Source organism: Phycisphaerales bacterium AB-hyl4, assembly GCA_041821185.1.
Taxonomy (GTDB): domain Bacteria; phylum Planctomycetota; class Phycisphaerae; order Phycisphaerales; family Phycisphaeraceae; genus Natronomicrosphaera; species Natronomicrosphaera hydrolytica.
On the sequence record JBGUBD010000003.1, the window covers coordinates 419,054 to 432,465 of the forward strand.

General features: G+C 63.2%; 9 protein-coding genes. 4 read left to right on the forward strand and 5 right to left on the reverse strand.

From position 1 onward, the window contains the following. Positions 1-70 precede the first annotated feature (70 nt). A complete protein-coding gene (locus tag ACERK3_06360; protein MFA9477918.1) occupies positions 71-1,297 on the forward strand; it encodes a XylR family transcriptional regulator in 1,227 nt (408 codons plus the stop codon). Here ACERK3_06360 and ACERK3_06365 read toward each other — a convergent pair. From ACERK3_06365 to ACERK3_06375, 3 genes are read right to left on the reverse strand one after another with little or no spacing between them, the layout of a single operon-like run. Then, complete coding sequence (locus ACERK3_06365; protein ID MFA9477919.1) at positions 1,263-2,573, reverse strand: acyltransferase domain-containing protein; 1,311 nt, start codon at positions 2,571-2,573, stop codon at positions 1,263-1,265. The genes ACERK3_06360 and ACERK3_06365 overlap by 35 nt on opposite strands. Further along, positions 2,570-4,120, reverse strand: a complete 1,551-nt coding sequence (locus tag ACERK3_06370) for a trehalase family glycosidase (GenBank protein MFA9477920.1) — start codon at positions 4,118-4,120, stop codon at positions 2,570-2,572. Before ACERK3_06370 ends, ACERK3_06365 begins: the two co-directional genes overlap by 4 nt. A 34-nt stretch (positions 4,121-4,154) precedes the next feature. After that, positions 4,155-5,468 carry a DegT/DnrJ/EryC1/StrS family aminotransferase gene (locus tag ACERK3_06375; protein MFA9477921.1) on the reverse strand — a complete coding sequence of 438 codons (1,314 nt, stop codon included), beginning with the start codon at positions 5,466-5,468 and terminating at the stop codon, positions 4,155-4,157. Between the two features lie 297 nt (positions 5,469-5,765). Between ACERK3_06375 and ACERK3_06380 the strand changes: the two genes are divergently transcribed. Further along, entirely contained in the window at positions 5,766-6,848 is a 1,083-nt protein-coding gene (locus ACERK3_06380; GenBank protein ID MFA9477922.1) for a hypothetical protein, read from the forward strand. Positions 6,849-6,874: 26 nt separating this feature from the next. Here ACERK3_06380 and ACERK3_06385 read toward each other — a convergent pair whose 3' ends face one another. Further along, positions 6,875-8,170, reverse strand: coding sequence for an aspartate aminotransferase family protein (locus tag ACERK3_06385; protein MFA9477923.1), 1,296 nt, complete (start codon positions 8,168-8,170; stop codon positions 6,875-6,877). 1 nt (position 8,171) lies between these two features. After that, complete coding sequence (locus ACERK3_06390; GenBank protein ID MFA9477924.1) at positions 8,172-9,701, reverse strand: CoA-acylating methylmalonate-semialdehyde dehydrogenase; 1,530 nt, start codon at positions 9,699-9,701, stop codon at positions 8,172-8,174. A 229-nt stretch (positions 9,702-9,930) separates the two neighbouring features. Between ACERK3_06390 and ACERK3_06395 the strand changes: the two genes are divergently transcribed. Next, on the forward strand, positions 9,931-10,815 hold the full coding sequence (locus ACERK3_06395; protein MFA9477925.1) for a phytanoyl-CoA dioxygenase family protein: 885 nt from the start codon (positions 9,931-9,933) through the stop codon (positions 10,813-10,815). A gap of 94 nt (positions 10,816-10,909) precedes the next feature. Then, a complete protein-coding gene (locus ACERK3_06400; GenBank protein ID MFA9477926.1) occupies positions 10,910-13,402 on the forward strand; it encodes a GH116 family glycosyl hydrolase in 2,493 nt (830 codons plus the stop codon). Positions 13,403-13,412: the final 10 nt, after the last annotated feature.

Sequence of the window (13,412 nt, forward strand, 5' to 3'; positions counted from 1 at the left end):
TACAATGAGATTTTCGGTCACCCCTGTTGAGGATTCGGCGCTGTCGCGATGGCGTCAGGAATCGGCCGCCATGAACAGATCAAAGGCAACAGGTCGCCGCGGTCGGCCGAGAGCGATTAACGCATCGCTTGCGCGAACGCCGCCGCGCGTGGCGATGCTGGTGGAGACATCCACCTCGTTCGGGCGACAACTCATCGAAGGAGTGGCCCAGTTCGTGCGTGAGAATGGCCCGTGGTCGATCTACGTGGAACAGCGCTCGATCTACGACCCGCCCCCCACCTGGCTGGCACGGTGGGACGGCGACGGGCTCATCGCCAAGGCCGCCTACGAGGAGGTCGCCAATACGATCCGCTCGCTGCCCATGCCCATCGTCGACCTCAACGAGCAGGTGCTCGGCCTCGGCCGACCGCTGGTGTTCAACGACAACCGCGCGATCGGCGCCATGGCCGCCGACGCCTTGCTCCAGCGTGGGTACCGGCAGTTCGGCTTTGCGGGCTACGCCGACATCTACTGGTCGGATCAGCGACTGCTCGGCTTCGCGGCGGCGGTCGAGCAGGACGGCGGCGTGGTACATCGGTTTCACTCACGAAGCCGACCACAGATGCGATATCAACACGAATCATGGGACGAAGAAATCGCCACCGTCGGCCAGTGGCTCGCACAACTGCCCAAGCCTGTTGGCGTACTGGCCGCCAATGATTTCCGGGCCGTGGAAGTGCTCGACGCCTGCCGTCGACAGAACATCGCCGTGCCGGAGCAGGTGGCGGTGATCGGCGTGGACGACGAATCCGTCGCGCAGGCGATGGCTTACCCGCCGCTGAGCACCGTCGTGCCCAACGCCACGCGCATGGGCTACCTCGCCGCCGGCATGCTCGACCAGATGATGGCCGGCCGACCGCTGGACGAGCAGGCGGTCTACGTCCCGCCGTTGCAAGTGATCAACCGTCAGTCGACGGACCTGATCGCCATCGACGACCCGTTCGTCGCGAAGGCCTTGCGGTTCATCCGCGAGTCCGCCTGCCTGGGCATCACCACGGAGGACGTGCTGGCACACACCGACGTGTCGCGAAGTACGCTGCAACGGCGTTTCCGCGACGTGCTGCACCGCACAATACACGACGAGATCATTCGCATCCGCATGCAGCGTGTCACGGAACTGCTCAGCTCCAGCGAGTTGTCGTTGGCAGGCATCGCGGAACGCTCTGGCCTCAAGCACCCCGAATACCTCAGTGCTGTATTCAAACGTCAGACGGGCATGACCATCACCGCGTTCCGCCAATCGTTGGGGATGCGGTGATCGACGGCGGCCCGGCGTGCACATGCTGCGCCCATGCGTCGGCCCGATACGGCTGATTGCCAGGCACGTAGGCGCTGGGGAAAATCACGCCGCCGGAACATCGCCACGCCCCGCCCTTCCGTATGTGATCCAGCACCGCCCGTTGCAGCGACGTCCGGGCTTCGACGCGGGCAAGGTCGATGTTGGCTCGGCCGAACGTCCGCTCGATCGTCTGCCAGCCGCTCGTGTTCGGGTAGGGGAACAGGTAGAACTCGTTGAGAAACCGCACAAGGTTGGCATCCGCCGACAGGTAAGCCTTGAGTTGGGCGTCCATCATCCACGAATAACAGTAGATCACGTCAAACGGTCGCTCGGGGAAATGCCTTGGGAAAAACGCGAGCGCCTGCTCGATCGATGCACGGCAGGCATCGAACGTCAACGGCCCGCACGCCGGGATGTGCACACTCACCGCCGGCGACCCCTGGTCGAATACCATCTCCCACGCGTCGGCAGGCAATGTGCTCGGCTCACGGCGCACGCATCCGTCCGGATGCACGACATGACCACGAATCGTCGTGTCAGTAACTTCAAGCGTCGACGTCCAGGGCCCGTTGGGGTCCAGCCGTTGATTCTCGCCTTCAAATTGACCATCAGCGCGGTACTTCCGCCCTTCCCGCGCGAGCATGACCACCGCGTTCGACGAACGATGACGATAGCCCCGAAACGGCGGCTTGAATGTGTCCTGCACAAACTGAAGCCGACCCAGTTGCAGTAGCTTCGTTCGCAGCACATAGTTGGCCACCCACCCCACCATCGCGAGGCCCCAGTGGCCGTGCTTGCTGTGATAATCTTCCATCCATGTGAAGATGTCGCTGAGTGTGTCGTCGGTCACGCGGGCGGGAATGCCAAGTCGGCCATGCTGCTGCAACGCATACCGTCGGCCGGCAAGGAACACGTAAGCGTAGAGCATGTTCCCCCCGGGAAGGTGACTGTCTTTGAAGATCGGCCAGTTGCCCACCCCCTGATGCACCTGCTTGTCGTAAAGCAAATGGCAGCAGAACTGAAATAGCGCGTTCATCCCCGGCTGCTCGTCGAACAGGCGCAGATGTGCGTGCAACGCGTCGCGGACGCGAGGCGGCATGGCCAGGTGTTCGCCAAGCTCGTCCACAACGCCCGCACTCATCCGCAACGAACGCCCGGCCGGGTCATAGCCTGCGATGAACTCATCCCAATGCACCACCCACGACGTCGGCAGCACACTCAACCCCAGCGTCTCAGCCAGTTCGTGCAGCTTCATGGACTCACCTGCTCGGCCTGTAACCGAACCGCATCACCCGGAAACGACGCTACGGCATCCGGCTCAAGTGCCATCTGGTAGCGACCCCCTGAAGCGAGCGTCACCGTCACCGTTTCAACCGCGTCGCGAATGCCGATGAGCTGGCGAATCACGCCATGACCATCGGTGATCACGCGCGCCCGGCCGTGCACCTCCGCCAGCCGCTGCCCGCGCCAGTACAACTCGCTCACCGCGCCACGCCCGACAAGCTTCGCCCCCCCCTGCTCACATGAAAACGCACACGTGCGTTCATGCTGTTCGTCCTCATACCAGCAGCCCCACGAAAGACAGTTGTGCTGATAGACACTGATGCCCTGCAATCGAAGCATGTAGTCCAACATCACGCACATCGTGGGCGTGTAGCCTTCCGGGCCTTGAAACACACCGGTCAGCGGATGAACCTGATGCCTGAATCCGTCAGCCGCCGCGATGCAGCGAGCCCAGCGAATCATCACCTCAGTCATCGCCGCGAACTTGCCGTATCGCTCCATGAACAGCGGCGCACGCAACGCTGTCAGCGACTGACATGGCCCGCCCCACGAGTTGTCGGGCATCTGCCAGTCAAAATGCGGATCGCAGATCGCAATCGACGGCAAGGGACACGCCGTCCAGAACGCTTCGGGGTTGCCGACCCATCGCTGAAAAATTTGCTCGAACAGCGCCGGCTCCACCACGCCCTCCGCCAGCACGCGTAGCAGCACATCGCCAACGATGTTGACGAATCGCCCCTCGTCATCGCGATCATAAAAGCACAGCGTGGCCTCATCGAACAGATGCGCCATAATCGCCTCGCGCGTCTGCGCCGCCTTGGCTTCCCACTGCTGCGCTTCGGTCGCTCGGCCGAGCCGGCGGGCCATCTTCGCCAGCGCCACCCGCCCACCGTACAGGCTCGCCGACAGGTCAGGCGCGAGGTAAGGCAGCCGCGGGTTCGGCGGACAATAGCGAGCGTCCTTGCCCTGGCAGACCTTGGGCAGCCCCTGCCAACGCGGGCTCTTGTCATGCCCCGTGTCATATTCGCAGAACGCTTCGCAGAGCCCGAGGCCTCTGCGGTCGCGGTAACGGATCAGCCAGTCATCCCATCGGCTGCAGCAGCGATACGCCTGTTCGAGGAACGCGTCATCGCCGTAGTGCAGCGCGCAATCCAAGGCCGTCACGGCGAGCGACGTGACCGTCTGCACCTGACTCCAGCCGAGACCGCCTCGCCGGGCGAAGCAGGGGATCTGCCCATCGTCCCGCTGTTGATTGAAGAAAATACGATGCGCCGCGAGGTAACGTTCCGGGTCGATCGGGGCGTAGGCGCGGGCATCGATCGGCCCACTTTCCAGCCAGATGCCGGTGTAGGGGCCGCCCTCGATCAACACCGGCTCATCACCATCGGGCACGCGACGGACATTGGCCTTCAACTCAGCCAGCGCCGCGTCGAACGTGCGCTGCCAGGCCGACTGGCTGGTCGCGAAAGTGATGAGGCGTGGGTGTCGTATGGCTTCGGCGTCGCTCGTGCCTGTCATGGCCAGTCTCATGCCGTGTCGGGTTCGCGTGGGCTCAGGTCTTGATCGTGCTCAGCCCCCAGTGGCCGTTAAACGCGGTGACGTGTTTGTCGCCGGCGAGCAGGTCACGATAGTTTGCAGCGACCTTGCGCACCGCGGCCGCATGCAGTTCGATTTCATCCTTCCACAAGTGCTTGAACCACGGTACGCCGAACACGCGTTCCTGAATACCCTCCGTCACCGGCAACGGGTCTGTGGAAACGTCCCGGCCGCCGGACAGTTGGTTGGTCGGATGGCCGTCGCCGAAGATGTCGATCTTTGAGAAAAGTGGATGCTTGTGCAGCGCGGCGTTCACGCCGGGGATGGCTTTGCTGCCCTCGGCCTGCAAAGCCTCGCAGAACCGCTGTACGGACAGGCCGTCAAAACAATCCCGATCATAATGAGCATGGGGGAAATACCACGCACCCATCGACGAGCCGGGCGCCGTCGCCTGAATCGGCCGAATGCCGGGAACATCTTTGAGCAGGCTCCAGTAGTAGCGCATGGCCGCGTCGATCTCCGCCATCTCCGCGGGGTATTTCTTCAACTGCGCCACGCCCACCGCCGCGGACATCTGGTGCATGCGATACTTGCATCCCCCCACCGGCAGGCCGGCCATCGCGCGAATCGATTCGTCGGTGAGTTCATCATGCCGGATGTAGTGGCCGTAGAGAATCGCCCGTTCATAGATCTCGCGATCATCGGTGATGAGGATGCCCGCTTCCCCGACGGCGAAGCCCTTGGAACTCATCAGCGAAAAGCAACCAACGTCGCCGAACGTGCCAGCCATCTTGTCGTGATAAAGCGAGCCGTGTGCGTGGGAGGCGTCTTCGATGATCTTGAGGTTGTGCTTGCGGGCGATCGCGCAGATGCGGTCCATGTCGGCGACGATGCCCAGGTAATGCACCAGCACGATCGCGCGGGTCTTGTCGGTAATGCGATGCTCGATGTCGTCCGGATCGATGCAGAGCGTCTCGGGATCGATGTCAGCGAACACGACCTTCGCGCCGAGGCCCAGCGCCTGCACGCAGGTGGCCCAGTAGGTCATAGACGGGGCGATGATCTCGTCGCCTCGCCGAACGCCCACGGCGTACATCGCCGCCTCCAGCGAAGCGGTGCCGTTGTTGTGGCCCAGCGCATACTTCACCCCATGCCACCGGGCATAGCCGCGCTCGAAACGCTTGGTCACGTCGTTCTGTGACATCGCGCCGCGGCGCAGAATGTCCAACACGCCCGCTTCCATCTCCCGATTCACGATCGGCCAGGCGAACATGTCGGGGTTCTCCCGACACACCACCTTTTCACCACCATCTATGGCCAAGTGCGACATATGCCCAGCCTTATTTAAACGCTTTTTCAATAAGTGATAACATCAATTACGAGCTGAATAAGCCAGCACGCCTCACCTTAGAAACACCCATAATCACACGACCGACCAAGTCACCGACACGTTTCAAATATGCAATTGAAAACAGCTTCATTTGCCTTCAAATGTCCCGAACTTGTGATCCGCCCCATTCAATTGTACAACATCTCTACGCCTACACCAGCAAATCTCACCCAGGATCGTCAGGTATTTCACACGCCTGTGACCCGCGAAACACTCAACCCGCCGAGACGCTTCCACATGCCAATACCGCCCGCTGACGCCGAGATCCTCCGCCAGGTGCTCGCCCTGCCGACCTCGCCGTTTCACGAAGCCCACGTCGCCCGGTTCGTGGAAGCCTTTGCCCGCGAACGCGACCTGCCGTGCAAGCGCGACCGATTCGGCAACCTCTACGTCAGCTACCATCACGGCCAGCCGCGCAGCCAGCCCATCGTGCTCGAAGCCCACATGGACCACCCCGGCTTTCATGTCGAATCCGTCAAGGACGGCAGGGCCCGGCTTGCCTTTCTTGGCAAAGGGCCCAGCATCGACCTCACCGGCGAACCACTGCTCGTGTACAACGACACCAACCCCACCGAGGCACGCTCGGCAACAATCGTCTCCTGCACACAAGCAGACGGTTTCTATCGTCCGCTGTTCGCCGAGGCCGAGGTCGACCCCGGCGTGCAAGTCGGCGATTTCGCGACCTTCGACCTGACCACGTGGCAGTTGCGCAACCATCGGCTGCACGCGCGGGCCCACGACGATCTCGCCCAGGTGGCCGCCACGCTGTGCACCCTCGATCGACTCGCAAGGCAGCGCGACGAGGCTCACGTCATCGGCCTGTTCACCCGGGCCGAGGAGGTCGGCTTCATTGGCGCTTACGGCGCGACCGAAGACGATCACCTGCCCGAAAACGCGGTCATCATCTGCCTCGAATGCAGCGGCATGCCCCGCAGCCGAGGCTTCGTCGTCCGCTCGGGCGACCTGACCACCACATACAACCACTGGGCAACCACCCGCCTGCTCCAACTGGCCGACGCCGAGGCAAAGCAACGCGACGACTTCCTCTTCCAGACGCCGCTGCCACGCCGGGGCACGTGCAACGCCTCGCTGTATGTCGCTCGCAACCGTATCGCCACCGGCTTGACCCTGCCGCTGGAAAATTACCACAACTGGGGCCCCGATCGCGTCCGCGCCGAGGTAATCGACGCCCGCGACTGGGCCTCACTCGTTCACTTCCTCCACGTCATCGGCACACAGTTCGGCCCTTACGAAAACATCCAACACGCCGTGCAGCAACACATGGACCGACTCTGGCAAAGCGAACGCGGCAACCTCTAAGCCCGCTGGCCCAAACCGACGAACGCTCAGCCCTTTGCCACCTCAGTCAGCGCCGACGTGAGCACGTCGCAGACCTTCTCCGCCTGGTCGGCCGTGATCGTCAACGGCGGCTGAAGGCGAATCACATTGCCCAGCGAACCGCCCACGCCCACAAGCACCCCGGCCTCTCGACAGCGTCGTCGAACTTCGCCCGCCTGCTTGGCCGCAGGCGTCTTCTGCTTATCGCTGACCAGTTCCAATCCCAGCATCAGCCCACGCCCACGCACGTCGCCTACCAACGGACACTTTTCCTGGAACGTCTTGAGCCGACCCATGATCTGCTCGCCGCGCTCCGCAGCGTTGGCCAGCAGGCCCTCGGATTCGAGCACGTCAATGGTCGCCAGCGACGCGGCACAACTCACCGGGTTGCCGCCGAACGTCGACAGGTGATCGCCCGGCGTAAACGCGTCGGCAATCTCCGGCCGGGAGATGAAAGCCCCCAACGGCATACCGTTGGCAATGCCCTTGGCCATGCACATCAGGTCCGGCTCGACATCGGTGTGCTCGATCGCAAACATCTTGCCCGTCCGACCGAAACCGCTCTGCACTTCGTCGGCTATAAACAGTGCGCCGTCCCTGCGAATGATCTCCGCGACCGTTTCGTAGTAGCCAGTCGGCGGCGGCAGGATGCCACCTTCGCCAAGCAGCCCCTCGCCAACAAACGCCGCCACATCGCCCGCCGTCTGATACTTAAGTACCTCTTCGACGTACTGGGCACACGCCAGATCGCAACTGTCAGGCTTCAGGCCGAACGGACACCGATAGCAATACGGGGCCGGCGCGTGCGCGACGCCGGACATGTAAGGCCCACTGTTTTTCTTGCGCCCACGATTGCCAGTGATCGACAGCGTCGCGGCGGTGCGCCCGTGAAAGCTGTGCGTCAGCGAAACCAGTTCCTGTCGACCGGTGTGCTGCTTGGCAAGGCGAATCGCGCCTTCCACCGCTTCCGCACCGCTGTTGCCGAAGAACGACTTTTGCAATTCGCCGGGCGTAATTTCCGCCAGTCGCTTCGCGAGGCGCGCGGGCAGCGGCGAGTAATAGATGTAGGTGCAGCAGTGCACCAGTTTGTCGAGCTGTTGCTTCGCCGCTTCGACGATGCGCGGATGGTTGTGGCCGCAGTTGACGACCGAGATACCACTGAAGCAGTCAAGGTATCGCTTGCCGTCTTCGCCCACCATCTCGACGCCGCCGGCCTGATCCACCGTCACGGGCTCGAACCCCGCGACCATCGTGGTGATCATGTACTCGTCGTAAAGCGCCTTCGTATCTTGTTGGTCCTGCAACTTATTTGCTCCAAATGCTGCCCGTCGGCCCCGTGCCGAACCAGCGTTCAATAACGGTCTTCTTTTGAGTGTAAAACTCGATGGCGTCCGGGCCTTGGGCACGAAGGTCGCCGTAGATGCTGTTCTTGTGGCCGCCGAAGGAGAACATGGCCATTGGCGCGGGCACGCCCGCATTGATGCCGATCATGCCGACTTCGATGTTCGTGCGGAAATGCTGCGCCGCGCCGCCGGAGTTGGTAAAGATCGATGCACCATTGCCGAACTCGCTCTGGTTGGCGAGCGCGATCGCTTCGTCGAGATCCGCCGCCCGCATCACGCACAGCACCGGGCCGAAGATCTCTTCGCGCGCGATGCGCATCTCCGGCGTCACCTGGTCGAAGATGCTCGCACCAAGGAAGTGGCCGTCCGGCAGCCCGTCCGTGCTCGCCTCTCGGCCGTCGAGCACGAGCTTTGCGCCTTCGCGCTGGCCCAGCTCAAGATATTCCAGTACCCGATCGCGATGCGCCGCGCTGATCAGCGGGCCAAGCGTCGTTTCCGTCTCAAGCCCGTCGCCCATGCGAAGCGACCGGGCCGCGTCGATCAGGCCCGGCAGCAACTTGCCCGCCTCGCCGACGAGCACCACGGTCGACGTGGCCATGCACCGCTCACCCGCACAACCATAAGCCGCGCCGACGACCGCATTGACGGCCCCCTGCGGGTCGGCGTCCGGCATGACGATGTTGTGATTCTTCGCTCCACCCAGCGCCTGCACGCGCTTGTGATGCGAGCCGGCCAGCTTCCACACCGCCTCCGCCGCCGGCGTCGAGCCCACGAACGACACGGCCCGCACGGGCTCAGCGGCGATCATCGCAGCGAACGTTTCGCGATCGCCCTGCAGCACATTCAGCACACCCGCTGGCAAGCCGCCCTCCTGGAACAGCTCGACCAGCCGAGTGGCAGTCATCGGGCACTTCTCCGACGGCTTGAGCACGAAGGTGTTGCCGCACGCGATCGCGACGGGGAACATCCACATCGGAATCATCGCGGGAAAGTTGAACGGACACGCCCCGACGACCACGCCCAACGGTTCGCGCAGCATGTAGCCGTCGATGCGCCCTGAGATGTCGGGGATGTAATCGCCCTTTGAGAGTGACGGCATGCCCGCGGCAAACTCGACCACCTCCAGCCCGCGCCGCACCTCTGCCTCCGCCTCGCCGAGCGTCTTGCCGTTCTCGATCACGATCAGCCGGGCGATTTCCATGCGGTGCTGCTCAAGCAGCTCCTTGCAGTGCGCGAGGATGCGGCATCGCTTGACGATCGGCGTGCTGCGCCACTCGACGAACGCTCGCTCCGCCGCCGTCACCGCGTCACGTACGTCGTCCTGCGTGCTATAGGTGAAGCGGGCGACCTCCGCCTTCGCGTCGGCGGGGTTGTACAACGTCACCGCCTGCCCGCGCCCGGCCGACCATGAACCGCCGACCAGGTTGCGCAGTTCCGTCGCCGTGCCGGCAGCAGGGCTGGCGGCCTCGCCCATCGTGTTGCTTGATTGCATTTTTACCTCCAAAAGAGTGAGGGACAGGATGACACAGCCGACCCTAAAAGTCAAGACATATACGACTCGACACCGATTTTTCCGTATTAAAACCCGATACAGCCTGATTTCCCCGCTTGGCCCGCAGGCTAAAAAGTAGTTGGATTTTTGCACGCATTCGAGTATCCTTCCCCCAAGAGCGACACGACCCATCGGCCCCCGCTTCCGGGACACGAAGGAGTAGACCGCTTTGGCCATCATCACCGACGAGCATCGCGAATTCTTCCGGCACAACGGCTATGTCGTCGTAAAAAACGTCATCCCCAAGGAGAACTGCGAACGGGTCATCGCCGCCATCTGGGAGTTCCTCGGCAAAGACCCCAACGACCGCGACGCGTGGTACACCCCGCCCAAAGGCATGGACGACTACGATATGAAAACCCAGCGCGGCGGCTGGGCGCCGATGTTTCACCACCAGTCGCTCTGGGACAACCGACAACACCCCAACGTCTACCGCGCCTTCGCCGAGTTGCTCAACGAAGACAAGCTGATGGTCAGTATCGACCAGGTCGCCGCGAAGCTGCCCTACCGCAAGGGCTACGAAATCCTGAACAACAGCTTTATCCACTGGGACATGAACACGCTCGACCTGCCCACGCCGCTCGTGCGACCCATGGGCGTGCAAGGCCTGATCATGCTCGCGGACACGCACGAAGACACGGGCGGCTTCCGCTGCGTGCCCAGCCTGTACCGCGACATGGAAAACTGGCTCGCCCGCCAGCCCGCCGACCGGCACCCTAAAAACCCGGAAGACCTCGAAGGCTACGAGATCGTCAAAGTGCTCGGCGAAGCGGGTGACCTCGTCATCTGGGACAAGCTGCTCGCCCACGGCAACGGCGAAAACCATTCGAACGAAGTCCGCTTCGCCCAGTTCGTCACCATGCGACCCGCCCCCCGGCCCGAATCCATGACCGACGAACAGAAGGCCCGGCAACAATCCCGCATTCAAGCATGGCAGACCAACTCCGGCCTCGGTACCGACCCGCGACAGTGGGAAACCAAGAACTACGACAAGCCGGCCGAGCTCACGCCGCTGGGTCGGAAACTGCTCGGCGTCGACAGCTGGTACGACTGACGTGCGCGCCGTTACGCTAATAGCCCACGGCCGCGCCGCCCGACGCTGACACGGCTGGACGGTCGATGACACCCGCTGGCGAACAGGACCGGGCATGAGCCACCGCACGTACGACGGCCGATATACCGGAAGCCAGCTCGACCGCATCGCCTACCCGCTCGGCGGCATCGGAGCGGGGATGATCTGCCTCGAAGGTGGGGGAGCGTTGTCGCATGTGTCGTTCCGACACCAGCCCGACATTTTCTCGCAGCCGATGATGTTCGGCGCGGTCTGCGTGAAAGGCGACACGCCGCACGCCCGCGTGCTGCAGGGGCCCGTGCCGAGTTGGAAGGTGATGTTCCCGTGGTCGAGCGCGCTCGGCCAGAATTCCGGCAATGGCGGACAGGGGTTGATACTCGGCCTGCCGCGATTCGCCGAGGCTGACTTCGCAGCGCGCTTTCCCTTCGGCACGTGCACGCTGCGCGACCCCGCCTTGCCAGTGTCCGCCGCCGTCACCGGATGGAGTCCGTTCCTGCCAGGCGAAGCCGACGATTCAAGCCTGCCGGTCGCCTCGTTGGAGTACGCGCTTCATAACACAAGTGACAAGCCCGTCGAGGCGGTGTTCTCCTTCCACGCGGAAAACGTCATGCGTTTTCTTAAGTGGGGAGACCTGCCTGCCGCACAACGCTCGGCCCATCGCGTACGGCCGATCAGCGGCGGCTTCGTGCTCGAACAGGACGGAAGCGATGCCGTGCCCCATGCGGCCGGCGCAATGGCGGTGACCTGCGATGCGAGCGCAACTCAGGTGAACTGCCACTGGTTTCGCGGCGGCTGGTTCGACCCGCTTACGATGGTGTGGCGATCCATCGCGAACGGTGAAGTGATCGAGCAAGGCCCGCCAGGCGACGACCCGCCCAGCCGTGGCGGCAGCCTGTATGTGCCGATGACGCTGGAGGCGGATGAGCGCACGACGCTTCGCATCCGCCTGAGTTGGTTCGTGCCCTGCTCCGGCCTGCGGGAAGGCGACGAGGCCGAAGCCTCCGCCGACGTCGACAATGGCTGCGATACATCGACAACCTATCAGCCCTGGTACGCTTCGCGTTTCGACAACGTGGAAGCGGTCGCCACCTACTGGCATGATCATTACGATCGGCTGCGCCGCGCCACGCAGCGCTTCACCGACTGCTTCTATGAGACGAGCCTGCCGAGCGAAGTCGTCGATGCGGTCGCATCCAATCTGACCATCCTGAAATCCCCCACCATCCTCCGCCAGGCCGACGGCCGCATCTGGGCTTGGGAAGGCTGCCGTGACGACAGGGGCTGTTGCCCCGGGTCGTGTACGCATGTCTGGAACTATGCCCAATCGCTATCGCATCTTTTTCCGGAACTGGAGCGCACGCTTCGCCAGACCGAGTTCCATGAAGCCCAGAACACCGAGGGCCACCAGGCCTTCCGCGCCCCCCTGCCTATCCGCCCCGCCGCGCACGACTTCCACGCCGCAGCGGACGGTCAGCTCGGCGGCATCCTCAAGGTCTATCGCGAGTGGCGCATCAGTGGCGACTCGGCGTGGCTCAAACGCCTATGGCCCGACCTCCGCCAGAGTCTGGACTACTGCATCAAGCGATGGGACCCGGCCCGCGAGGGGGCGCTGCGCGAACCACACCACAACACCTACGACATTGAATTCTGGGGCCCGGACGGTATGTGCAACAGCATATATGTCGCCGCGCTGCACGCCGCCGTATTGATGGGTCAGGCGGTCGCGGACGATGTCGCGGAATACGAAACGCTGCGCGATCGAGCTCGCCAGTTTCTGGAAACGCAGTTGTACGACGGCGAGTACTTCATCCAGAAGATCCAGTGGCAGGATCTGCGAGCCGGCAACCCTGTGGCGCAGGCGGCGAAGAGTATGAACCTCTCCTACTCGGCCGAGGCTCGCGCGTTGATCGAAACGGAAGGGCCAAAGTATCAGTATGGAACGGGCTGCCTGTCGGACGGCATCATCGGCGACTGGTTCGCGCGCGTATGCGGCCTGCCGACGGTAATCGACCCCGGCAAGGTCGCGAGCCATCTCACCGCCGTGGTCCGCTACAACTTCCGCGCCAACCTGCGCGAACATGCGAACCCGCAACGGCCAACCTACGCGCTGGGTGACGAAGCCGGGCTGCTGCTGTGCTCTTGGCCCAAGGAGGGTGAACCAAGCCTGCCGTTCGTCTACAGCAACGAGGTCTGGACGGGCATCGAGTACCAGGTCGCGTCACACCTGATGATGACCGGGCAAGTGGTCAACGCGTTGAAGATCGTGCGGGCGGTACGCGACCGCTACGACGGGATGACGCGCAATCCCTTCAACGAATACGAGTGCGGCCACTGGTACGCCCGCGCGATGGCCAGCTACGGTCTGCTCCAGGGGATGACCGGCCAATGGTACGACGCCGTCGACCAGGTGCTGTACCTCCGGCCGCAGGTTGAAGGCGACTTCCGCGCGTTCCTGTGCACCGCGCAAGGCTATGGCATCGTCGGCCTGCGCAACGGCGAGCCGTTCCTCGACGTACGCCACGGTGAGATTCCCTGCCAACGCATTGAATTGCTGGCAACACAAGCCTGAGCCGGTTCGC